Source organism: Streptococcus sp. P25B114, assembly GCF_053010325.1.
The window spans coordinates 1-23842 of the sequence record NZ_JBRKNW010000009.1 but is presented as its reverse complement, the minus strand read 5'-3'; the positions used below and the strand labels follow the sequence as shown (position 1 = coordinate 23842).

At 45.3% G+C, this 23842-nt stretch carries 28 protein-coding genes; 1 reads left to right on the top strand and 27 read right to left on the bottom strand.

Annotated elements, in window-relative coordinates:
- Position 1: 1 nt before the first annotated feature.
- The 3 genes from ACVC7T_RS05725 to ACVC7T_RS05715 form a co-directional block, all read right to left on the bottom strand.
- Positions 2–760 (bottom strand): ABC transporter ATP-binding protein, encoded by a 759-nt coding sequence (locus ACVC7T_RS05725; RefSeq protein WP_105123207.1) that lies wholly within the window; start codon positions 758–760, stop codon positions 2–4.
- A 210-nt stretch (positions 761–970) separates the two neighbouring features.
- Positions 971–1951 (bottom strand): sensor histidine kinase, encoded by a 981-nt coding sequence (locus ACVC7T_RS05720; RefSeq protein WP_447262608.1) that lies wholly within the window; start codon positions 1949–1951, stop codon positions 971–973.
- Complete coding sequence (locus ACVC7T_RS05715) at positions 1944–2627, bottom strand: response regulator transcription factor (protein WP_105123205.1); 684 nt, start codon at positions 2625–2627, stop codon at positions 1944–1946. Before ACVC7T_RS05715 ends, ACVC7T_RS05720 begins: the two co-directional genes overlap by 8 nt.
- Positions 2628–2725: 98 nt before the next feature.
- On the opposite strand from ACVC7T_RS05715, the gene ACVC7T_RS05710 reads away from it, so the two are divergent.
- Positions 2726–4042 (top strand): DUF2974 domain-containing protein, encoded by a 1317-nt coding sequence (locus ACVC7T_RS05710; protein WP_105160683.1) that lies wholly within the window; start codon positions 2726–2728, stop codon positions 4040–4042.
- Positions 4043–4092: 50 nt separating this feature from the next.
- Here ACVC7T_RS05710 and ACVC7T_RS05705 read toward each other — a convergent pair whose 3' ends face one another.
- The 24 genes from ACVC7T_RS05705 to ACVC7T_RS05590 form a co-directional block, all read right to left on the bottom strand.
- Positions 4093–5058, bottom strand: coding sequence for a siderophore ABC transporter substrate-binding protein (locus ACVC7T_RS05705; RefSeq protein WP_105160639.1), 966 nt, complete (start codon positions 5056–5058; stop codon positions 4093–4095).
- Positions 5059–5070: 12 nt separating this feature from the next.
- Complete coding sequence (locus ACVC7T_RS05700; RefSeq protein ID WP_394731883.1) at positions 5071–5823, bottom strand: iron ABC transporter ATP-binding protein; 753 nt, start codon at positions 5821–5823, stop codon at positions 5071–5073.
- On the bottom strand, positions 5823–6791 hold the full coding sequence (locus ACVC7T_RS05695) for an iron chelate uptake ABC transporter family permease subunit (protein WP_105160637.1): 969 nt from the start codon (positions 6789–6791) through the stop codon (positions 5823–5825). The genes ACVC7T_RS05700 and ACVC7T_RS05695 overlap by 1 nt, the downstream gene beginning before the upstream one ends.
- Positions 6788–7741: an ABC transporter permease gene (locus tag ACVC7T_RS05690; RefSeq protein WP_105160636.1), complete on the bottom strand. Its 954-nt coding sequence runs from the start codon at positions 7739–7741 to the stop codon at positions 6788–6790. The genes ACVC7T_RS05695 and ACVC7T_RS05690 overlap by 4 nt, the downstream gene beginning before the upstream one ends.
- Positions 7742–7892: 151 nt before the next feature.
- Complete coding sequence (locus ACVC7T_RS05685; protein WP_447262607.1) at positions 7893–8357, bottom strand: phage tail protein; 465 nt, start codon at positions 8355–8357, stop codon at positions 7893–7895.
- Between the two features lie 43 nt (positions 8358–8400).
- Positions 8401–9336: a manganese-dependent inorganic pyrophosphatase gene (locus tag ACVC7T_RS05680; RefSeq protein WP_105118692.1), complete on the bottom strand. Its 936-nt coding sequence runs from the start codon at positions 9334–9336 to the stop codon at positions 8401–8403.
- A gap of 117 nt (positions 9337–9453) precedes the next feature.
- Positions 9454–10422, bottom strand: a complete 969-nt coding sequence (locus ACVC7T_RS05675) for an acetylxylan esterase (RefSeq protein ID WP_105160682.1) — start codon at positions 10420–10422, stop codon at positions 9454–9456.
- Between the two features lie 4 nt (positions 10423–10426).
- Positions 10427–11323, bottom strand: a complete 897-nt coding sequence (locus tag ACVC7T_RS05670; protein ID WP_447262606.1) for an ROK family protein — start codon at positions 11321–11323, stop codon at positions 10427–10429.
- A 12-nt stretch (positions 11324–11335) separates the two neighbouring features.
- A complete protein-coding gene (locus ACVC7T_RS05665; protein WP_447262605.1) occupies positions 11336–12256 on the bottom strand; it encodes a dihydrodipicolinate synthase family protein in 921 nt (306 codons plus the stop codon).
- A 43-nt stretch (positions 12257–12299) separates the two neighbouring features.
- On the bottom strand, positions 12300–12926 hold the full coding sequence (locus tag ACVC7T_RS05660; protein ID WP_257104222.1) for a DUF624 domain-containing protein: 627 nt from the start codon (positions 12924–12926) through the stop codon (positions 12300–12302).
- A 9-nt stretch (positions 12927–12935) separates the two neighbouring features.
- Positions 12936–13385 (bottom strand): YhcH/YjgK/YiaL family protein, encoded by a 450-nt coding sequence (locus tag ACVC7T_RS05655; protein WP_105123193.1) that lies wholly within the window; start codon positions 13383–13385, stop codon positions 12936–12938.
- Between the two features lie 331 nt (positions 13386–13716).
- On the bottom strand, positions 13717–14547 hold the full coding sequence (locus ACVC7T_RS05650; RefSeq protein ID WP_105110344.1) for a carbohydrate ABC transporter permease: 831 nt from the start codon (positions 14545–14547) through the stop codon (positions 13717–13719).
- Between the two features lie 13 nt (positions 14548–14560).
- Positions 14561–15448, bottom strand: a complete 888-nt coding sequence (locus tag ACVC7T_RS05645; protein ID WP_161943016.1) for a carbohydrate ABC transporter permease — start codon at positions 15446–15448, stop codon at positions 14561–14563.
- Between the two features lie 94 nt (positions 15449–15542).
- On the bottom strand, positions 15543–16856 hold the full coding sequence (locus ACVC7T_RS05640; protein ID WP_105160630.1) for an ABC transporter substrate-binding protein: 1314 nt from the start codon (positions 16854–16856) through the stop codon (positions 15543–15545).
- A gap of 54 nt (positions 16857–16910) precedes the next feature.
- Entirely contained in the window at positions 16911–17612 is a 702-nt protein-coding gene (locus ACVC7T_RS05635) for an N-acetylmannosamine-6-phosphate 2-epimerase (RefSeq protein WP_447262604.1), read from the bottom strand.
- A gap of 197 nt (positions 17613–17809) precedes the next feature.
- On the bottom strand, positions 17810–19318 hold the full coding sequence (locus ACVC7T_RS05630) for a PTS transporter subunit EIIC (RefSeq protein ID WP_394735475.1): 1509 nt from the start codon (positions 19316–19318) through the stop codon (positions 17810–17812).
- A gap of 199 nt (positions 19319–19517) precedes the next feature.
- The gene (locus ACVC7T_RS05625; RefSeq protein ID WP_172096162.1) at positions 19518–20219 is read right to left on the bottom strand and encodes an HAD family hydrolase; all 702 of its coding nucleotides are present in this window, start codon (positions 20217–20219) and stop codon (positions 19518–19520) included.
- A 16-nt stretch (positions 20220–20235) separates the two neighbouring features.
- Positions 20236–20862 (bottom strand): TrkA C-terminal domain-containing protein, encoded by a 627-nt coding sequence (locus ACVC7T_RS05620; RefSeq protein ID WP_105160627.1) that lies wholly within the window; start codon positions 20860–20862, stop codon positions 20236–20238.
- Positions 20863–20999: 137 nt separating this feature from the next.
- Positions 21000–21524 carry an Asp23/Gls24 family envelope stress response protein gene (locus ACVC7T_RS05615; RefSeq protein ID WP_105110349.1) on the bottom strand — a complete coding sequence of 175 codons (525 nt, stop codon included), beginning with the start codon at positions 21522–21524 and terminating at the stop codon, positions 21000–21002.
- A gap of 29 nt (positions 21525–21553) precedes the next feature.
- On the bottom strand, positions 21554–21745 hold the full coding sequence (locus ACVC7T_RS05610; protein WP_105101041.1) for a CsbD family protein: 192 nt from the start codon (positions 21743–21745) through the stop codon (positions 21554–21556).
- Between the two features lie 24 nt (positions 21746–21769).
- Positions 21770–22267 carry an Asp23/Gls24 family envelope stress response protein gene (locus ACVC7T_RS05605; RefSeq protein WP_257104220.1) on the bottom strand — a complete coding sequence of 166 codons (498 nt, stop codon included), beginning with the start codon at positions 22265–22267 and terminating at the stop codon, positions 21770–21772.
- Positions 22268–22301: 34 nt separating this feature from the next.
- On the bottom strand, positions 22302–22493 hold the full coding sequence (locus ACVC7T_RS05600; RefSeq protein WP_105110351.1) for a DUF2273 domain-containing protein: 192 nt from the start codon (positions 22491–22493) through the stop codon (positions 22302–22304).
- An 8-nt stretch (positions 22494–22501) separates the two neighbouring features.
- Positions 22502–23077: an alkaline shock response membrane anchor protein AmaP gene (gene amaP / locus ACVC7T_RS05595; protein ID WP_105110352.1), complete on the bottom strand. Its 576-nt coding sequence runs from the start codon at positions 23075–23077 to the stop codon at positions 22502–22504.
- Positions 23078–23098: 21 nt separating this feature from the next.
- Positions 23099–23338 carry a GlsB/YeaQ/YmgE family stress response membrane protein gene (locus ACVC7T_RS05590; RefSeq protein WP_105110353.1) on the bottom strand — a complete coding sequence of 80 codons (240 nt, stop codon included), beginning with the start codon at positions 23336–23338 and terminating at the stop codon, positions 23099–23101.
- Between the last annotated feature and the right edge of the window lie 504 nt (positions 23339–23842).

The following is a 23842-nucleotide window of genomic DNA, read 5'->3' as shown; positions in this document are numbered from 1 at the left end:
ACTACTCACCTCGATTCGCCATGACTGTCAAGGTATCTGAAATCAGTTGGTACATTTCCTGGCTAGTTCGCTCACCACGGTAGATTTGATTGTAGAGGATACCATCCTTGATAAAGAGGACCCGTTTGGCGCGACTGGCTGCCGCTGTCGAGTGGGTTACCATCAAAATGGTTTGCCCCTCTTGGTTGATTTTTTCAAAGATATCGAGAAGGGTTGCCGTTGATTTGGAGTCGAGGGCTCCAGTCGGTTCATCCGCTAAGAGGATTTCTGGCCGGGTGATGATGGCACGCGCCACCGCAACCCGTTGCTGCTGACCACCCGAAATCTCGTAGGGCATCTTGTCCTGCAAGGTCGCAATTCCCAGACTGTTGAGGGTTTGAATCAAACGCTTATTCATCTGGTCAAGCGGAAAACGGGATAAAACCAGGGGCAAGAGAACATTGTCCTTGACAGAGAGGGTGTCCAAGAGGTTAAAGTCCTGAAAGACAAAGCCCAATTTCTCCCGGCGAAAGGCAGCGGATTCCTTGCTCTTAATCGTTTCTGTATTGACACCATTGAGCAGGACATGGCCACGGGTCGGCTTGTCCAGGGTCGCAAGAATATTGAGCAAGGTGGATTTTCCAGAACCTGACTCACCCATGATGGCCAGGTATTCGCCCTCCTCCACCGTAAAATGGATATCCTTGAGAGCCTCGACCTGCCCCGCCTTAAACCGAGAACTATAAATCTTTTGTACGTGTTGCACGTCTAGTAGAACCATGATACTTCTCCTTTGGAAACTGTATCCACAAGTGCGGTCACTGAGATAAGAGATAGTTTTTGCTAATTAAGGGCTATGAGGGGTAGCAAACTAGCCTTAAATCAGTTACCGAACTGTGAATACAAGTTCTTATTTTTATAATCCCATTTTACAGTTTCAACCCAAGGCCTGCCATAGCCCAAACTTTCATTTACCTTACAAAATTGTCACTTAATCCAAGGCCAGTTCTGTCTCTTTTATCCCAATCCGGACTTCAGTGCCTTGGCCTAACTTGGATTTGAGGGTAAGGGAATAGCCCAGCTCCGCAGCGATTTTCTTGGAGAGATAAAGCCCAAGGCCCGAAGACTGTTGGGTTCTACGACCGTTGAAACCTGAAAAACCACGCTCAAATATCCGCCGCAGGTCACTCTCCGCAATCCCCAGACCCGTATCTCTAATGACCAGGTCGTGACCGTCTAGGAAAATGGAAATGGTCCCATTCTCACAATATTTGAGGGCATTGGAGAGGACTTGTTCAATCAAGAGACCCAGCCAGCGTTTGTCTGTTTTTAGGACTCGCGATAGGTCTCCCAAATCCAGCTTGGTTCTGGCCTGGATAAAAAAGAGGGAATATTTTTTGACCAGGTTCTTGACCAGTTCTTCCAGGTCCACCCGCTCAATAACCAGATCGTCATGAAAGGATTGCAGGCGGAGAAAATTGAGGACCAGACCTGTGTATTGCTCGATTTTGAAGAGTTGGTTTTCCAGCTGGTAACGGATGTCTGGCTGGTCGATTTCCTTGGCCAGGAGCTGACTGGCAGCGATCGGGATCTTCATCTGGTGGGCCCAGAGGGTATAGTAGTCATCCAATTCAGTCTTGGCTTGAAGTTGCTGCTCCTGCAAGAGCTTGTTTTGGGCTTCTAGCTGCTGGACCTTTTCCTGCAAATACCGCTCTGCTGGGCTACCTGATGCCGCCTGCTGACCACGCCAGTATTTACCAAAGCGAGAAACATCCGCCAACAAGTCCCAGCCTAATGCCAAGAGCCAGACCAGGCTCAGGAGCAAGAGACCATAGGAGATGAGGGGGCGGTCCAGCTCAAAGAGGTAACTGAGGCCGTAGATGAAGAGGGCCAGGGCCGGGTAGGCCAGGAGATAGGGCAGGCGGTGGCGGATCCAGCTGGTCAGAAAGAGCCGATAATCTTCTCTAGTCATGAGCTTTCACCAGGCCGTAGCCGACCCCTTTCTTGGTAGCAATCAAGCCCGGTAGCCCCAGTTCATCCAACTTTTTCCGAAGGCGGGCCATGTTGACAGACAGGGTATTGTCATCTACGAAAATATCGCTATTCCAGAGCTGGCGCATGAGTTCCTCCCGGCTGACCACTTCCTGACCATGCTCGAAAAGAACCCGCAAAATCTGAAATTCGTTCTTGGTCAACTCCTCCACCTTCTGGTCGTACTGAACCTGCATGGTCTTGAGGTCAAGGGAAATCTCTCCAAACCAGAGCAGGCTCTGCTCACCAACAAAATCATAGGTCCGACGGAGCAGGCCTTGTATCTTGGCCAAGAGGACCGTCATCTCAAAGGGCTTGGTCACATAATCATCAGCCCCCATGTTAATGGCCATGACAATGTCCATGGGCTGGTCATGAGAGGACAAAAACATAATCGGAATGCGGGAGGTCTTGCGAATTTCCTGGCACCAATAGTAACCGTTGAAAAAGGGCAAACCGATATCCAGGAGAATCAAGTGTGGCTGAAAGCGGTCAATCTGGCTGAGAATATCCTGAAAGTCAGCCACTTCCTCCACCTCATAGCTCCAATTTCGTAAATTCTTGGCCACCAGCTGGCTGATGACCTTATCGTCTTCTATCAATAGAATCTTTTGCATAGGGACCTCCTTGGCTATACTATTATTATATCGTAAAATTGCTCCAGAAACCTTTCAAATTTGTCATTTTCCACAATATCCGCTATACTAAGACTACTATGGCAAACCTACTTGATTACCTAAAAGAAAGTCAATTCGATAGTTTTTATGATCGGCCGCTCAATAAGCTAGATATTTTGGCCCTGACCGAGCTAGCCTATCTGCCCTTCGACAGTCTAGTCCCAGCTGACTTTACTGAAAAAGGCGTCCGAATCGACCAATTAGCAGAAGATTTCGCAGCTAAATACCAGGATGAATTCCCACCTTTTTCTATGGTGACAAAGAGCCGACTAGCCATGTTTCAGTTGCTAGCCCAGGCCAAGCGCTTCAAGCATCTACGGGCCTTTGCCTATGTCGACCAATATGAATTGGACCTGCAGAAACAGTTTGCGGTCATCAGCTACCGCCTAGACCGGCAGACCATTGTCACCTGCTTCCGGGGGACAGATGATACCATTATCGGCTGGAAGGAAGATTTCCACATGACCTACATGGAGGAGATTCCTGCCCAAAAGTCCGCCAAGGAATACTTGGAAGGGCTGATAGAGAGCCAGCCAGGACTGTTTTATATCTCTGGTCACTCCAAGGGGGGCAACCTGGCACTCTATGCCAGCAGCAAGCTTGCGGCTGACTTGCAGGAACGGATTTTACAGGTCTATCCCTACGATGCTCCTGGACTCCATAAGAAACACCTGGAAAGTCCGAGCTACCTGATGCTTGCTGATCGGATCCACCCCATTATCCCGCAAAATTCTGTGGTCGGTATGATGCTGGAAACTCCTGACCATGTTCAAATCGTCCAGAGCAATACCATTGGTCTCCTCCAGCATATTAGCTTTTCCTGGGAAATTAACGGCAACGACTTCAAGCCTGCTCCAGCACTAACAGAGGATAGCTTGCAGGTTGACCAAACCCTCAAAACCTGGACAGCCAGCCTGACAGAGGAGGAATTACAGGAATTTTTCGACCTCTTCTTCGGGCTCATCATGGAGGCTGGTATTGAAAAACTAGCGGACTTGACCGTCAACCCCCTCCAAAAATTGCAGGAAATCGACCGACTGCGCAAGGAATTGCCAGATGAAAAGGCCCAGATGTTGGACAAATTGAGCCGCTTACTAATTGACACCCGCTATAAAATCTGGCTGGAAGGCATCTACCAAAACCTTCCTCATACCAATTTCAAATTGCCTCAGTTCTCCCTCCATTTTCCTAGTCCTGAATTGAAGGTTCCTGGTTTTAAAAACAACACAGAAAACTATGTGAACGATAGAAGGAAGGTCCAGCCGGACGATTTTCTCAGAGTACCCAACTTCAAATTCCCGGATTGGAACGACTGGTTGAGAGGACCAAGCGATAAGAAAGACAAAGAAAACTAGCCTGGAAAAGCTAGTTTTTTCTATTATATTTGATGTTCTAGTCGAGCATTTTATTTTTCAAGATGAGCAACTACTTCTTCAAACATAAGCTTGGTTGACTCAAGACCACCACCTGACAGGTACCAGAGGTCTGGTGTCAGCGTGATGATTTTCTTGTTCTTACCAGCATTGGTATCCTGGATGAGGGCGTTGTTGAGAATGTCCGAATTTTGCGTATCGTCGCCACCGATGGCCAGGGTGCGGTCAACAACAAAGATGATGTCTGGGTTGATCTGGCTGACACTCTCTAAGCTCAGGCTGGAACCGTGACTTCTGCCTTGATTTCCTTGGGTGTTTTCTTTCAGCTTGAGGTCAGTTGGTTGAAAGCCCAATGTCTTATAAATAAAGGAATAACGGCCGTCTGGAGCAATGCCTGCCATACTGCCTTCATTGAGCAGGACAGTTAGAGTGGTCAATTGAGTGTCCTTGTTTTTGTCTTGAGCCGTTTGAACAAGTGTGTCGATATCAGCCAGCTTGCTTTCAGCTTCTTTGACTACCTCGTCTCCGAAGAGTTTTGCCAATTCAGTAGCATTGGTCTTGACAGAGTTCAAATAATCAGAAGTAGAGTTCTCAAAGTATATAGCTGGCGCAATTTTCTCAAACTCTGCCTGCTGGTCCTGCGTACGACTGGACAGGATAATCAAATCCGGTTCCAACTCCGCAACCGTTTCAAGGTTGACTTCGCGCAGATTACCAACGTTTGTAATCTCTTTTTTATCCTTCAAGTCCTTCAAATAGGTTGGCAGGCTGTCTTTTGGCATCCCGACGATAGTGTCTTCCTTGCCAAGGGCACGCAGGCTGTCAGCCACACCGTAGTCCAAAACCACAATCTTTTGGGGATTACTTGGAACGGTTGTCTCACCCGTCGAGGTTTGAATAGTAATGTCCTGAGAGGTGCTGACCTGCTCCGCTGACGAACAAGCAGCTAGAGCAATGATGCTAAAGAGTGCTAAAAATGCGAGTGTGATGCGTTTCATAATTTTTCCTTTCTATTTATAGAGACAAATTTTCTTGCCGTCAATATCGGCGATGGTCAGCTCCATATCATAAAGGGAGCTGAGGATAGGCTCCGTCATGACCTCATGGGGTTGCCCCTGGGAATAGACCTTGCCATCTTTAAAGGCGACCATCTGGTCGACAAATTGGCTAGCCACATTGATGTCGTGAATGACAACCACCACCGTCTTGTGCAGGTCATCCACCAGACGACGGAGGGTTTTCATCATCAAAATCCCTTGCTTGATGTCCAGATTATTGAGTGGCTCGTCCAAGAGGATAATCTCCGTATCCTGAGCCAAAATCATGGCAATGTTGACCCGCTGCAACTGTCCCCCCGATAACTGGTCAATAGGACGATGGCGGAAATTCTCCAATTCCATATAGGAAATAGCCTGATTGATATGCTCATAGTCGACAGCTGTCAAGCGCCCCTTGCTGTAGGGATAGCGACCGAAGGAAATTAGCTCCTCGACCGTTAATTTGACTTGATAATCCACCTTTTGCTTGAGCATGGATAATTCCTTGGCTAATTCAACCGAGTCCCAACTTTCGATTTCCTGCCCCTTGATATAGAGCAGCCCCTGCTCCTTGGGCAAAAGTCGGCTAATCAGCGATAAAAGCGTTGATTTGCCTGCGCCATTTGGTCCGATGAAGGCGGTAAACTTAGCTTTTTCGATGTTAAGACCAATTTCGTCTAAGATTGGATTGGTCCCATATTTCTTGGAAATATTTTCCATTTTAATCATAGCTTATTACGCTCCTTGTACAAGAGATAAAAGAAGAAAATACCACCGATCAATTCAATGACCGTCCGAATGCTGATATTGAAGTTAAAGACTCTTTCGACCAAGGTTTGAGCCAGTAAAAGGCTAACAAAGCCGAGCAGAGAGCCAACTAAAAAGAGAGTTCGATGACGAAAATCATTGACCAGCTGATAGGTGAGATTGGCCAGAATGAAGCCCAAGAAAGACAAGGGACCTACCAAGGCTGTGGAGGCTGAAACTAACAGAGCAACCAACCAGAGAAGCTGTTGCTGCTCCTTTTCCACGTCCACGCCCAAGAGCCGAGCATTGTCTTTTCCCAGATAAAAGGTATCCAGTACCTTGCCCTTGCGGTAGAGCAAACCACAAATCAGAATGGCCAATCCCACCACCACAAGTAGGACGCCCTCATTGACATTCTGCAAGGAGGCAAAGAGTTTGGACTGCAGTTTGTCGTATTCATTGGGCTCCATCAAGACTTGTAGAAAGGTGGATGTGCTACGGAAAAAGGTTCCCAAGGTCATGCAAATGAGAAGAATAAGACCAATTCCCTTATTCAAAAGTGCCTTGATAGCTGGTTGCAAGAGCAAGAAAAATCCAGCCTGCAAGCCCAGCACCATGAAAAATTCGGTCAGGGAATTGGGTGCCAATCCCTGCGACCATTTCCAAAAGAAAAATAGGAAAAGAGACTGCATAAGGACGTAGAAACTTTCCAGTCCCAGCACAGACGGGGTCAGGAATCGATTGCCCGTCACCGCCTGAAAGCTGAAGGTGGAAAAACTAGCAATGACAGCCACCACCAGATAGACCAGCAATTTTTTCAAGCGTAGGTTCAGGATGTAAGAATTGGGCAGGCTACCATCTGGCAGGAGATAAAATAGCGTCCCCAAAACAGCGATGGCCGACAAAATGCCAATCAGAAGCAAGGTTGAGCGTTTGATACGGTTCATGCACGCGCTCCTTGCCAGATAATGAGGAGAAAGGCTAGGGTGCCGACCACTCCCAAAATCAAAGAAACTGAGACCTCGTAAGGCCAGATGACCAAACGTGCCAAGATGTCACAGACCAAGACCAAGAGGATGCCCCAGATGACCACCAAGCCTTTGACTTTCTTGAAATAATCGCCTGCGTACTGCCGAACCAGATTGGGAATGATAACGCCCAGAAACGGCAGAGCGCCGACCGTAATCATGGTCACAGCCGAGGTCAGAGACACCAAGGCTAGAGCCAAGGTCTCATAGGCTTGGTAAGGCAAACCCAAATTCCGACTGGCATCCTCACCCAGAGCCATGACCGAAAAGGCATCCGAATAGTACCAAATGGCAATCAAAACGAAAACCAACAAGAAGAGCCATTCGTACTGATTGCGCTGAATCATGGAAAAAGAACCCTGACTCCATGCGGTCATGGACTGAATGAGGTTAAACCGAAAGGCAATCATCTGGGCAAAAGAGCCGATAATACCACTGTAAATCAGCCCTACCAAGGGCAGAACCCACTTTTCCTTGAACTGCAAGCGCCGGATAACTTGGATGAAAACCGTTGTAAAGAGCAGGGCAGCAAGAAAGGCAAAACTCATTTTTTGAAAGAGAGTGGCCTTGGGAAAGGCAAATAAAGACAAGAGAATACCCAGCTGGGCTGCCTCTGTCGTCCCTGTTGTCGAGGGGGCTGCGTAGGGATTTTGTGACACGGTTTGCATGAGCAAGCCCGACAGGGAAATGGCCCCACTGGCTAAGATAATGGCAAGAGTTCTGGGAAGACGCGATTCCCAAAAGAGGATCCTAGACGTATCCTGTCCCTGAAAAAGCCCAAGCCAGGAAAAGCCGGCATGACTGCCAATGGATAAAGAAAGAATGATTAAACTAGCCGTCAGACCAGCTAGGAGAATTTTATTTTTCATGATACCTCATTTTTCAATAGTACAAGCTTAACAGAAAAGCAGGTAAATGTCAATCTTTGATTATAATTGTCAGATAATTCTAATTTAAAATAGAATCAGTCTCAACAGCATAAAAAAATCCCAAGCAAAATCAACTGCTTGAGACTCTAAATTATAAATATTCACCCTTAACATTAAAATAAGTTCCACGGATTTCACCAGCTAGTTTGGAGCGTTGGCGGGCAAACTTGAATTTGCCTTCAAATTCTTTGGGAATGTCAATCCCGTCTGACAATTTGAAACCGACCGCTCGTTTGCCACCTTCTTCTAGCGTATAGAGGACATTGACAGCCAGGCCATTGTCATAAAAGACAAAAGACCAGAGAACGCCGTCTACCTCAAGCTGGGCTACGTTAAGCGGGGTATATGGAAAGTTCATGTCCCGCTCTGCCAGGACCTTCTCGATGAAGGGCAGGATTTCAGGCTTCTCCTCTGGGCTATAGACCACGAACTCCTGCTTGTATTTGTTCCAGAAATAGCGGGCTTCGTTGGCACGTAGACCTGCCAGGACAGCTGCGACTGGACTAGTTTCCAAGCCTGTCGTTTCGACTTCTTTGAAATTTACTGTATAAGACATGATTTTCCTTTCAATAAAGAAAGCACCCGAAGGTGCTAGGTATTTATGCGTTAAACGCTTCTGTCAATTGTGGTACCACTTGTTTCTTACGGGAAACGGCACCTGCAAGGAAAGCGTGGTTGTTTTCCAACTTGAAGTTAAAGGCCGCTTCCACCTTATCCATGTTGCTACCAAGCGCAAGGATTTCAGAGTTTGAGTTCACAATGTCTGTAATCATCAAAACAAAGTCAGAGTAGCCATTTGCTGCTGATGCTGCTGTCATAGCTGCTTCGATTTCTGCTTGGCGTTCCAAGACTTCCGCAATATCCACTGTGTTGACTTGGGCTACACGCACGTCATTTCCGTTCAAACCGAAGGTTTTTGCGTCGATGTCGATCAATTCTTCTGCTGACTTACTGGCAAGATTGGTACCTGCTTTCAAGAGTGCCAAGCCGTATTCTTCCAAGTTTACACCAGCAATTTCCGCCAATTCAGCTGCTACTTGTGGATCTGTTGCGTGAGTAGTTGGAGATTTGAGCAAGAGGGTATCTGAAATCAAACCTGATAGAAGAAGTCCAGCTACTTCTTTTGGAGGCGTCACACCATTTTCTTTGAAGGCACGGTAAACGATTGAAGATGCTGAACCTACTGGTTCCAAACGCATGTACAATGGATTTGCCGTTTCAAAGTTGGCAACACGGTGATGGTCAATAACAGCCGCAACTTCCACATCCTTGATGTCTGCGATTGATTGTTGGAATTCATTGTGGTCCGTCAATATGACTTGGCCAACACCTTCTGCCTTAGCAGACTCAACCACGCGCGGTGCAGTAACACCAAAATAGTCAAGAGCAAAAGCTGTTTCTTCATTTGGCGTTCCAAGAGCAACTGCTTCCGCATCACGACCAAATACTTCACGCTCCAAGTGAGCCCAACCGTATGATGATGCAATGGCATCTGTATCAGGATTTTGGTGACCAAAAACTAAAAATTTAGACATGTCTACAACCTCATTTTTTCTAATAATCTCCTACATTTTACCATAAAAGCTGACGCTTGAAAACAAAAGAAACCAGGCTTTTCACGACCTAGTTTCTGCATTCATTGTATCGAAAAATTAATCACCTAAAAATCGTGTCCCCACCAAGTAATCAAAGGCATAGTCATTAACCTTGACGTTGAGGGCATCGTGCCCATAGTCTGGAAGGATTTTCATTTCTTTTTCAACTTCCAGGCGGTTATAGGCCGCAAACTGGGTCGAAGGTGGACAAACTCCGTCCTCTAGACCAGTCACCATGGCCACAGGGCATTTTACCAAATGAGCCAAGTTTTTAATGTCAATGTAGGACAGGGTCTGCAATACCTGCTCCTCCGTCTCATGGAAGGGATCCGAGTATTTGAAATAACGGAAGAGCTCATCATAGGCCTCGCTGTTATTACCCAATTCCAAGACTCGCTTGAAGTCCGATAGGAAAGGATAAATAGACAGGCATTTTGATAGGTCTGAATAGAGGCTGGCCGCTACCAGAGCCAGGGCCCCGCCTTGGGAGGCCCCATAACTCATCAGCTGGTGCTCATCCACAAAGTCAAAGCCAGCCACTAGCTTAATCAGCTGGTAGACATCCAGGTAAACATCCTTGTAGAAAAGATGGTCTGGTCCCTGCAACATGCCACGAATGACCTGCCCCTTGACTGTCAGGCCCTTAAATTGGCCCAAATCCTGGGAACAACCGGCCTGACCACGCACGTCCATGGCCACAACACCGTAGCCAGCTGCCGTAAACTTGAGCAATTCAGCCCAGTCAGGTGATTGGCCTTGGTAGCCGTGGAAATAGAAGAGAACAGGCACAGGCTGTTCAGCTTCCGGAAAAATAGTTTTGGCAAAGACCCGTGAACCGTTGGTACCTGTAAAATAGAGTTCATAACAAGTCACACCAAGCAAACCAGCTGGCTTTTCAAGCAAATCATAATCTGGCAGTTCTGGCAAAGCAGCTAGTTGTTGCTGCCAAAAACTATCAAAATCTTCTGGAAGTTCGTGACGACCACGATAGGTACGCATAGCCTCCAGGGACATGGTATCAATCATAGACTCACCCAACTTTCAAGCCCTGTTTTTGGGCAAAATGATAGAAGGCCCCTAGCATGCCAGCTGCATTTTCATGTTTAGCAAATGCAATCCTTGTTTTTTCAACCAAGCTTGGTAATAAATGACGTTTTATTGCTTCTTGAATCATGGGTTCCAGATATTCTTTCTGCCCCATTATTCCACCACCTAGGATGACAATCTCCGGATTGACTACATAAGTAATGGTTGCAATGCCCTTACCAAGATTGTCCACTAGTTGATGAATAGCCACTTGACACTTGCTGTTGCCATTTTTGGCTTCTTGAAAAATCCGATACCCATCCCATTCGGATGGATTATCCCCATGCAGGTCTGCCACATGCTGAACTAGAGCTGTCGTTGAAGCAATATCCTGAAAGGCCCCGTCAGACAAGGGGAGATAGCCTACTTCACAGGCTGCATTACTGGATCCGTGGTAGATTTCCTTGTCGATAAGGAGACAGCCACCAATGCCAGTGCCAATCGTCAGGCAAAGGCAAATTTGATTGTCTTGACCCGAACCCGAAATTCCTTCTGCTAGACCTGCACAGTTGACATCATTTTCTATTTCACAAGGCAGGCCAAATGTTGCCTCAATTTCAGCCTTAAATTTTGTCCCAGCGTAGTTAGGAATTTGCGGCCCAGAGTAGAAGATTTCCCCTTTAACATGGTCGACCATTCCTGCTGAAGAAATAGCTACACCTGAAATATCAGAATTGTCCTTGTATTTTCTTACCAAATCCTTAACTGTCGCAAGGATATGCGGCCCTCCCAGGTGAGCCTGGGTATCCATTTTATGTTGCTCTAGGAGCTGCCCTTCCTGGTCAACCAGGCCATACTTAATCTGGGTACCTCCTATATCTACTGCTAAATAGCGTGTCATAGGTCACCTCCATTAGCCGATAAAGACCGTCTTAGCCTGCACAATCATGTCTGCCGCCTCCTTGGCAATGGCCAAATCTGTATCTTTAAGAGAGGACAATGGTTCCCGAACTGATCCTATGTCCAGGCCTTCATTGATGCGGAGAACTTCCTTGATGACAGCGTACATGTGACCGTGACCGGAGCAGAGTTTCGTAATAATTCGGTTGATTTCAGCCTGGAGTTCACGGGCTTTTTCCAGTTCTTTCTTGGCAATCAAGTCATCTAGGGCCAGGAAGAGTTCCGGCATAGAACCATAGGTACCACCGATACCACCGCCAGCTCCCATGAGACGACCGCCCAAGAATTGCTCATCTGGACCATTGAAGACAATATAGTCTGGACCAGCAATGTTGATAAAGGTGTCAATGTCCTGCACTGGCATGGATGAATTTTTCACCCCGATGACACGAGGATTCTTCAGCATTTCCTTGTAGAGGCTTGGCGTCAAAGCCACACCAGCTAACTGCGGAATGTTGTAAATCATGAAGTCCGTATTTGGTGCGGCACTGCTGATCCCGTTCCAGTAGTCAGCGATGCCGTACTCTGGCAGGCGGAAATAAATCGGTGGAATAGCCGCAATGGCATCAACACCCAATTCTTCAGAGTGACGGGCCAATTCTTGACTGTCCTTGAGATTGTTGCAGGCCACATGGTTGATAATGGTCAATTTACCACGCGCCTCTTCCATAACTGCTTCAAGGACTAACTTACGATCCGCCACACTCTGATAAATGCATTCACCAGAAGAACCATTGACATACAGTCCTTTTACTCCTTTTTCAATAAAATAGCGGGTCAGTTCTTTGACACGTTGCGAATCAATTTCTCCATTTTCGCCGTAACAGGCATAAAATGCTGGGATAATTCCTTTGTATTTTTCTAAATGAGACATAAGATTCCTTTCAAATTTATCAGTTTTTCAGGATTTCAAGATTTCAGGATTTATAGTAAAGAAGGAAGAGATAGACCAGGCCCGCGTAGCCGAAAGTAGCCAGCAATGAGAGGACGACCAAAAAGGTCAGACCATTGAAGAAAGCTACAAAGACTAGGACCAGAAGTACCACGACAATAGCCAAGGTCAACCAAAGGTTTCGAGCCGACTGCATCAGGGCAGTCAGGCCCAGCTGAACCAAGGGCAATTCTACTTGACTGGCCACTTGATAGAGGTAGGGAATCATCAACTGACTAAAGATGAGGGTCGCAAAGCAGACCAGGCGCAGAATTTGTATGGGCAGCGAGGTCACACCCGAAGTCAAGAATAAGTTCAGGATGCAGACTCCCACCAAGAGACCTTCCAGCAGACCCAAGGTCAAGCCCTGTTTCCAATACCGCTTCACCATGACAGGATAGGTCGCAAGAACAGCTACTTTTCCTTCCTTTCTAAGGATGTCCAAACTGGCAAAGAGAGCTAGGCGGGCAATTCCAAAGGTCAAGACAGGCAAACTGGTCACCACAAAGCAAATATTCAGAAGGAAAATGGTGAAGACCTTTTCCACCGATTGCCAAAATGGGTGATTGACATCGAATAAAGATTGTAATAGCTGACCACCTGTCTTTTTCATGGAAATCTCCTATTCTATCAAAATTTTGTACACAAGTTTGCGGACCTGTTCTCCTTCACCCGCTTTTTGGTTGGGCAAATGAGACTCTCCTGGCAGGAAAAAGGCAAAGTACTCATCATTGATGGTCAAATCAAGCTGACTGGATGCCATCACAAAGCCAACATCTGACTGGGCTTGATAAGGTTCTAAGTCCTCCAGACCGTCATATCCGTAGGAAATCATTTCTTGACCAGCTAGAAGAAAATGCAGATCTGCATAATTTCTATGGTATTCAAAACGCTGCCCTGGCTCCACTAGCTGATTGTCCTGAACAAAGCAGAAAACCTTGTCCCCAGCCAGCTCGTACCTGCCAGGATCTTGTGTCTTGAAGTCACCACTCAAAATACTATCGATGGCCAGATCCAGATGCGGATCCAGTCCCTTATATGTTGCAATATTTTCAATCAGATCGTAAATCATATACAACCTCTAATCTATATTTGCTTTAATACTCTGCGAAAATCAAAATCATCCGTTGTTAAGAGCCTTGGTGAGTGAAAAGCTACGGTGGAGGTTTTCACTCGTCAAACCAAATCGACCAAGTCTCGTACTATTTCCCACGAAGACTGAACAACCAACCCAACGGGATTTGGCAATGTAAATTTCTTTTAGCCTAGCTGAAACAGTCTTCATCAACACTCCAACGGGATGCTCCAAGAAAATGGCTTGGCATCTAGGCAAGGAAGTCAAAGGTATAACTAAAGTTTACCGAGACGACATAACGACGAGACAAAGCCATTTTCGACGAGCATCAGCCTTTCACAGCACCCATGGTAATCCCCTGTGTAAATGATTTCTGGAAGACAAGGAAGACGGTTACGATCGGTACGGCCGCCATGGCAGCACCCGCCATGATGAGACCGTAGTTGGTCGCCATCTCGGCCTGCATGGTCGCAACCCCCAGGGAAATGGTCAGGTTCTGACGAGAGGTCAACATAACCAATTGCATGAAGTAGTCGTTCCAAGAATTGATAAAGGTAAAGATTGCCAGGGCCGCAAAGCCAGGTTTTACGATTGGGAAGGCCACATTCCAAAAGGTAGATAGCTCGCCACAACCGTCAATCTTAGCTGATTCCAAAAGCTCGGTCGGGATATTTTCTGAGAATTGCTTCATGAGGAAGACACCGAATGGCCAGCCAACCAGTGGCAAAATAACCGCTGCAAGCGTATCGTGGATACCCATGAAATTAACAATCCGTACCAGCGGCACCAAGACTACCTGCTTAGGCAGGGCCATGGCCGCGATGAAGATAGAGAAAAGAATTTTCTGACCGTAGAAGCGTTTCTTGGCCAGAACATAGCCTGCCAAGGATGAGGTCGCACAGACCAAAATCATGGTAGCTAAGGAAATAAAGACTGAGTTCCACAACCATTGCAGGGCTGGGTTTTGCACAGTCAACTTGACAAAGTTTTCCAGGGTTGGCTCAGTTGGCCACCACTGGGGCGGAATGACAATGGTATGGGGTTGAGACTTGAAGGCCCCTGTCATAATCCAGTAGAAAGGAAAGATAAAGAGGACAGTCAAGGTCAACAAAATCACTGAAGATAGGATTGAAAATGGGGTAATGGTTTTCTTTTTCATCTTGACCTCCTTTCTAATATTCCACATCATTTCCAAGAACCTTGAATTGGATAAAGGAAATGATAGCAATCAAGACTGCAAGGAAGACACCCATGGTATTGGCATAGCCATACTCAGAAAGCTTGAAGGCTTTTTCGTAGAGATAGTACATGAGGGTCGATGTTGAATAGTTTGGTCCACCAGATGTCAAGAGCTGGATAAGCGCGAAAATCTGGAAGGAGTTAATGGTTGTAATAACTGTAATGTAAAGGGTTGTAGGCAAGAGGCTAGGCCACTTGATTTGCCAGAAAACCTGGGTTTCATTGGCACCATCTACCCGTGCTGCTTCTACCAAGGAATTATCAATATTTCCCAGAGCAGCGATATAGAGGATAATGGGCTGACCGACAGATGTAGTCAGGAGAATGATGACAATTGCCCAGAGGGCCCACTGTTTGTCCCCAAGCCAAGAGATATTTTGTTCAATAATACCACCTGATTTCAAAACAAAGTTAAGAATACCCGACAGAGGATCGTAAATCCATTTCCAGACAACCGTTACGGCTACCGAACCAGTAACCACCGGTAGGAAGAAGACTGCTCGATAGAAGGAACGAGCGATGACATTTTTCTGGTAGGTATTGGCCGCTACAAAGAGCGAGAAAAAAATCACGACTGGCACTGATCCCACAACGATAACCAAGGTGTTAATCAAGGATTTGATGAAGATAGGATCGTTGAACATCCGCACATAGTTATCTAAGCCGACAAAGGTAAAGTCCGTCATGGTGTAGTTGAAGAAACTAGTCACAAATCCCATGACCATAGGTGCCAAGACAAAGACGGTAAAGAATACCAAAACTGGGGCCAAGAACGTGTAAGAAACAATGGTTTCCCGCATTCGTATTTTGTTGATTTGCAATGCAAACACCTCAATTCTTTCAAATTAGAAAGCAAGAGCTCCCTTTCTAGACCTCGATAGAAATGGGATTAGAAAAGGAGCCAACTTTCAAATATTATTTAATGGTTGCGTTCGCTTTTTCAGTGAAGTCTTTCAAAGCTGTTTCCGCGTCTTGTTCGCCATTTGATACTGCTTGCAACATTGGGAACCAAAGTGTTCTCATTTCAGCAAAACCGTCAATGGTGTTGTAGTATGGAGAGTAGTATTGAGTCCACTCGTCAATCATTGCCATGCGTTCATCATCATAGAGTGCTCCAAAGGATGTACGAACTGGGAAGGCACCTGTACGAACAACGTTCTTAGGTCCCCACTCAGCATCATCTGCGATGAATTGAAGGAATTTCTTAGATGCTGCTACACGCGCTTCGTCGCCATTGTTGAAGACTGCAAAGCCGTTTACAAGGTATTCAAGGTCTGGTTTACCATCTTCTGATGGGAAGAGAACTTCAAGCACTTCTACGCCTGATGCTTCCAACAATTGTTGTTGGATACCATTTTGAGATGGTGCCCAAAGGATGGTGTAAGATGTTTGACCATTTGCAAAGTTTTGGATATCGTCACCACCAGCATATTGAGAACCGTTCATCATGTAGCCATCTTTGATCCAGCCAGCTGCCTTATCAAGGGCTTTAATCATTTGTTCTGAGTCAGTTGTGTACTTGGTTACTTCAGGGTCTGTGATGCTTCCGCTGTAAAGGTTCGCAAGGAAGGCACGAGTACCTTGGTCACCACCTTGACCATTCGAGAAGAGGGAACCTGGGTTGTAGCCTTTGTCTTTCAAAGCCTTGATGACTTTTTCAAAGTCATCTGTTGTCCAGCCATCTTTGACAAGATCAAGAACACCAGCATCTTTCAACATCGCTTTGTTAAAGGCCATGTAGAATGGAGCAGAGCTGATTGGATACATGTAGGCTGTATCACCAGCTTTAGACGCTTGGATGATGTTATCGTTGTTGACATCCTTAACAAAATCATCTGTAAAGAGGTCGTTCAAATCAGCCAATTTACCATTTTTTCCGTAGGTAATGATACGACCTGGTGCGTCAAAGAGCACATCTGGCGCAGTGCCCGCTTCAATAGCTGTCGTGATTTTTTCAGGTCCAGATGTGAAGTCGATGGTTTCCAATTTCACATCGATATCCGGGTTTGCTTCCTCAAAAGCAGCAATAATTTTTTGCTCATAGGTACCCACACCATCTTCTGTTTTTTCTTGCGTGAAGACTGGGAAGGCCCACCAAGTGATTTCTGTCTTGTCAGAGCTGCCTGACTCTGCTGCAGATGATGCGGTAGTGTCACTTGCCTTATTGGCACAAGCTGCAAGTGACAAAATAGCTGCACCTGCTAACAATGAATGCATGATTTTTTTCATCATTCTACTCCTTTTATTTTTTTAATTTTCCCCTGTGGGGAGTTTGATGACAATTTAAGCCTGCAAAGCCTTGATAAAACGCTCTGCGATTTCTTTTGGTCGAGTAATAGCCCCACCAACTACAATTCCTGCCACACCAAGGTCGTGAATCGTTTTAACCTGGTCCGGATAATGGATTTTGCCTTCAGCAATGACATCTATGCCCGCCTTAACCAATCGATCTACTAGCTCGATATCTGGTCCTTCTCCCTGACGGCTATAAGAAGTATAGCCTGAGAGAGTGGTGCCGACAAAGTCAATACCTGCCTCGTAGGCCGTCAGACCTTCTTCATAGGTGGAAACATCTGCCATGAAGAGCTGGTCTGGGTATTTTTCCTTGATTTGCTTGATAAACTCGACGATAGTCAAACCGTCGTACCGCTCCCGCTTGGTACAATCTAGTGCAATGACCTCAATGTCCAGGGCTGCCAGCTCATCGACCTCCTTCATGGTCGCTGTGATAAAAGGCTCCTGTGGTGGGTAATCCCGCTTGATAATACCGATAATAGGTAGGTTGGTCACTTCTTTAATTTCTTTAATATCTCGAACACTGTTGGCCCGAATACCAACAGCTCCTGCTTCCTGGGCTGCCTTAACCATGAGGGGCATTATCCCGCCTTCTTCCCTATACAGAGGCTCACCTGGTAGGGCTTGGCAAGAAATGATGATTCCTGGTTTTATTAGTTCAATCAAGGCCTCCTTACTCAATTTAGCCATGAATTCTCCTTTCAATGACGGATCCGAGTTAGCGCTTACATTGTTATTATAACGCCTCGGATACAATAATTCAATATATTGCCATATAATAGGTTTCAGTTTCAAAAATTGTAAAATCTAACATATTCCTAAAACTACTTTCAGAAGTCAGAAAATTTCAAAAGTAAAAACCAGCCGAAGCTGGTCGATTGTCCTTGCTATTCTTCTCTGCCCAAAATCTGATTGATTTCTTGGCTATAAAGAATAGCCCGTCCGCCATAGATGGCTTGAATACCATCTTTCACATCCAGAACTGCTGTTGCTCCAATCGCTTTCAGGACATCCTTGTCAACCATTTGACTGTCCTTCAAGGATACTCTGAGGCGAGTCGCACAGGCTGTCACGTGTTCTATATTGGTTTCGCCACCCAAGGCATCAATGATTGAAGTGGCACTATCATAGAGGGTTGAGCCGTTTTTCAATACCTTATCAGAATTTGCAGAGCTATCACCCGTTTCCATACCAGGCACTAGAACATGGAACTTGGTCACTAGGAATTTGAAAACAACATAATACATAGCTGCCCAGGCCAAACCGACTGGAAGCACCAAGAGCCAGTTGGTTTTGTCATTGCCTTGGAAAACACCAAAGATAAGATAGTCAATCAAACCACCAGAGAAGGAATTCCCGATACGAATTTGTAGCAAGTCAGCTACCAAGAAAGAGACACCATCTAGGAAGGCATGGACGACGTACAGCCATGGAGCAACAAATAGGAAGGAGAATTCAATTGGTTCTGTAATCCCTGTCAACAAGGACGTAAGGGCACTACTTGAATAGAAACTGCCAACTTTTTTACGATTTTCCTTTGGAATAGCATGGTACATGGCCAAACAAGAAGCCGGCAAACCAAAAATCATAGTCGCAAAACGACCGGCAAAGAAACGAGTCCCGTATGTAAATAATCCAGTATGGTTGGGATCAGCCAATTGTGCAAAGAAAATATTCTGAGCACCTTGAATCGTTTCACCGGCAACTACTTCACTTCCACCCAGTGAAGTATACCAGAACATCGGATAGATAGTATGGTGTAAACCAAAAGCTCCGGTTAACCGTAAGCCAAATCCATAAAGGAACGTTCCTAGACTTCCCATTTCTGATATTGTTTCACCGAATGTCACCAAAAGCCCCTGAATCGGTGGCCAAATCAAATAGAAAATCCCACCAAAGGCAATGGCTGCAAAAGACGACACTATTGGAATAAAGCGCGAACCTCCAAAGAAACCTAGGAAGGCTGGTAACTCAATTTTCCTATATTTATTGTGGAGATTTGCTACTGTGATACCAATAGCCAAAGCACCGACCACTCCTGTGTCAATACTAGCACCTTCTTCTGCAAATAACTGTAGAAAACCACTAATCGTAGCTGTATACACCAAGTAGGACACCGCAGCTGATAAACCAGCTGTTCCCTTGTCGGCATCTGCAAGACCAACTGCCACTCCGACCGCAAAAATAAGGGCCAAATTAGCAAAGACAGCACTACCAGCTGTACTCATAATGGTGAAAGTTGCCTGTAACCAAGCCTGGTCTAATACAGGAAATTGAGAAACCGCATTGCTGTTGGACAAGGCACCCCCGATACCAAGGAGCAAACCAGCAACCGGTAAGATAGATATGGGCAGCATGAAAGCCTGCCCCAACTGAGAAAACTTCTTGAAGTTCATCAGAAACTCCTTTCTAAAGCATGGAGCGACATCATCGCTCTTTTATAAAATGTTAACGTTTACAAAAAATATTATAAGCATAGTTTTTAGGAATTTCAACCATCTGAACTTGTTTAGAAAGTAGTTTTAAGATTGTAGATAAATTTTATAAATTGTGAAATTACTTTCGATTAGCTCCAAAATAAAAAACCAGCCTAAGCTAGTTTCCCATCTCTATAATAGCTGTTTCTAAGTCAAGCCATTCGGTCACAACCTTATCCGGTTCCACACTTGTCTCCGGCTGCTGCCGTTTTCTGTGGTTGAACCAGATGGCCTGCCAGCCAGCTGATTTGGCACCGATGATATCATTTTCAAATGAATCACCGACATAACAGATTTCTTGACCCGCCATTCCCAGGCGCTCTTCCATCAGCTTGAAAATAGCTGGATTGGGCTTGGTCATCCCAACCTGCCCCGAGATAACCATCTTCTCCTGCTCTATCCAATCTTGTAGGCCCAAGGTTCGGATTTTCCGCAATTGATGCCGATGGGGACCGTTGGTAATGATGCCAAGAGTAATACCCCGCTGCTTGCAAGCCTCAAAAATAGCTGGATAAATCGGACTGAGTTCCAATTGCCCTTGATAATAGTCGTAGTCGATTTGAATGGTCAAGGCCAGCCCATCGGACACCTGGTAACCAAAATCAGCTAAGGCCGCCTTCATCCGATAAACATGACTGTCCTTGAGGCTGATCTTGCCAGTCGCAGCCGCTTCAAAAACCTGATCCGCATAGTGGCGAAAGGCCAGATACAGGTGAACCAATTGCTCCTCAGGCACCGACAAATGTCGTTTCAAGGCCCGTTCAAAGGGCTGAATCTGGTCATATAAGGTATCGTCTAAGTCAAATACAAGTGCCTTTATTGCCATTGCTCACCTCTTATAAACCGAAGAGATTTTTCATCCGCAGATAGCTCTGCTCTTCTCCGACAAAATACACCAGATCATTTTTCTCCAAAGTCTGGTAGGGACTAGGAGAAATCAAGAGCTCTTCATTGCGCTCAATACCGACAATAATGGCTCCTGTGTGGTGCCAGATACGTGCATCCGCCAACTGCTTGCCCAGCAACTCACAGTCAGCTGTCAACTTTAAACCGTAGGGCTCCAAAGGGTATTTCTTTTGCACGCGCTTGGTCTGATCCAAGTAGACAGAAACCAAGCCACGCAATTCCTTGAGCATATTTTCCTGCTGGTCCATCTTCTCCAAAATCCGGTCTTTTTGCGAATTTAGGGAGCTGGTCATTTCAAAATTATCAATGAAATCGTGGGCCTTTTCCTTGGACAGGACGATGGCTCCACTACCATGCTTGACCGACACGATATGGAGATCGGCCAGAATATTTAAGGCCTTACGAGTGGTCTCCGGCGAGACCCCAAACATACTAGCCAGGGTCGAACGAGATTTGATTCGCTCGCCTACCTCGTATTCTCCAGAGACGATTCGCTGCGCCACTCCGACCGCAATCTGCTGGTACTTAGACGCTTTCACAATTTTTCGATTCGGCATAAATCTTCCTTCTTTCCATAGACAAAAGGAGCGGTACCGTATCACCTTCCATGATCCCGAAACTCACTCCTTTAATTGGTCCTAGGCAAGAATCATGCCCTGAACCCTATTTAATTGATGAACTGATTAGACTGAGTCTACTCTACGCGAGATGATTGGATTTGTTCCTTCACTTGTCCTGTTTTTTCTGAGACAAATTCACCAGCCTTGTTTGCTTGAGAAGCGATAGCCTGACCTGTAGCTTGACCTGCTTCAGTTACACGATCTTGCAAGGTAACAGATGCCGCTTCAAACTCTTCACGCGTTTGTACGTCTACAACTTCTACGTTCACTTCTACTACTTGCAAGTGAGTCATAGCCGCAACTTCTTTGCTGATGACAGCTTTCATTTGTTCAACGATAGCTGGAATATCTTTACCATATTCTACCACAATCTTCAGGTCTGTTGCAACTTGTTTGGTACCAACTTCGACGTTGATGCCTTCTCTCACATTGTCACTATTGACCAGCTTGTTCTTGAAATCCGTCAAGAAACCACCGCTGACTGACAAAAGACCTGGAACAGTTTTCAAGGCATAGCCAATCATTTTTTCAATCACTTGGTCTGCGTATTCTACAGTACCTTTTACAGCTTCAACTTGTGTGTTTTTCGTTTCTTTCATTTCCTAATCTCTCTTTCTATAGATAAAACTTATTTTTTCAAACCTTCAACAGCGCCTTTAACGGCATCTTTAGCGTCAGCAATAGCAGCCTTAGCCTTACCAGCCAATTGCTCTACCTTACCTTCTGCTTCTACTTCCTTGTTGCCCGTTGCCTTACCGACAAGGTTTTTAGCACCACCAACAAGTTCTTCTGCTTTTGCATTTACTTTTTCTTCTGACATAGGATTTCCTCTTTCTTTTATTTCTTAAATGACACGGGGTTCTCTAGCAGTCAATTCTTCAATACCTCTTGAAGTTTTCTTGACCTGACTACCTGTAAAATCTGCTACTGATTGGGTTGCATCTGAAACACGGTCCTGCAAGCTAACAGAATCAGCTTCAAATTGAGCCCGCGTCTTGATGTCAGATACTTCAACGTTGATTTCAACAACTTCCAAGTCCGTCATACGCTTGACTTCTGACTCAACAACTGTCTGGATAGCCTTATAGATAGTCGGCAAATGTTTTTGGTATTCAGCTACAATCGACAAATCGACTGCAACCTGTTTTTTCCCAACTTCTACATTTACACCTGAACGGACATTTTCAGTGTTGACCAATTTATCCTTCAAGTTAGCTAAAAATCCGCCATCCACAGCCAATAAGCCGTCTACTGATTCCAAAGCTAAGCCAACAATTTTTTCAATGACCTTGTCCGCATAGGTCAATTCACCATTTATTACCTGTGTATTTTGTTCTGTCATAATGACCTCCGAAAATATAAAATTCTATTTAAACTTAATAGCGCTTATTGAAATAGTTTTCCAAGAGACCTGTCTCCTGGAGGCCGAAGCCTACACCTACTCCGATTGCAACCAAAACTAAGACTAAGAGAGTTTTGAAAAATCCAAGACTCAGAAATAAGATAGATAATACAAGACCGACGGCACCTCCCACTAGAGGAAGAGTCCATTTATTGACTGTTTTCATGTACACCTCTATTCTACGCGAGAAGGACGCGACTGTTTACTGCTTGCAACATCTTTGACAAGAACAGTAAAGTTGATAGGCTGCTCCATTCCAAAGAATTGACGCAAACCATGTTGAATGCTTTTCTCCAAAAGACTAGTCTGCTCACCAAGGGAGCCAGCTTTAGCAAAATCACCCGCAAGCTTGACTTTAAGACGCTTCTTATAGGGAATAACTGTTGCACTTGCAGATTTCATATAGCCAGATTCTTCTGCTAGGATCGCTACATAGGACTCGATAGCAGATTTTTTCATTAGAAGACTGCCACCATTTTCCTGGATGAGGTTAATCTCTGCATAGCGCTTAGGGTAGAAAAGGACTACCAGGAGCAGGACCGCAGTCAGAATTGCCAGTCCTATCAAGCCCCAAAATGCAAGGGGATTGAGAAAGGGAGCGACAACCTGATGGACAGGCCATTGAGGAATCCATGCTACTAGCTCCGCTGGAAGATGGCCCCCTCCTGCAAACTTCAAAGAAGTCAGCAAGAGGAAGAGCAAGACCAGCAATAAGAGGCTAGCAGTCAGTATTTTTTTTACTTTAGACATCGAGGCCTCTTTCTAGTTTCATTAACCCTTACGGCCAAAGAAGAAGGATACAACTGCTACAACGATAACCGCACCAAGGATAGATGGGAACAAGGCCATACCTGCAAGGCTCGGACCGCCGTGACCAAACAAACTTTGACCAACAGATGATCCGACTAGACCAGCGATAATGTTCGCGATCCAACCCATTGAACCACCCTTTTTCGTAATCGCACCAGCGATAGCTCCAATAAATCCACCAACAATAAGTGACCAAATCATATAAATTCTCCTTTTAGATAAAAATAGTAAAAATCGATTTTTGGGTTATAAAGATGAATAACAGCAACGTTACTTGATAAGTGACAACTTTTATTTATCTTTATGTTGTCAGTATATCATCAATTTGGAGACTTGGCAAGTCTTTTTTCTTATTTTTTCAAAAAAAGTTGAAAAAATTCTTTAAAATGCCTATTTTATGCGATTTTTAGGTGCTATTTTTTTGATATTTCTTTTCAGGAGGAGCCAGTTTCTAACCTAAAATGTCAGATAATGAGGAGAATAAGAGGAAAAAATAACACGATTTTTCGATTTTTACTTCAAAAGAAACTGCATTGACTAGCTTTTTTAATTTATAAGTTGTCACTTTTTCTGAACAAAAACATACTAAGATTAGTAGTGAGGAAATCTCCGACGGGAGAAAGTACTCACTACTTTTTCTTTATGATAAAGTAGAGGTGTCTTGTTAAGTCGTAGGGCTTTTTGACGCTAGACGTCGCAACAAAA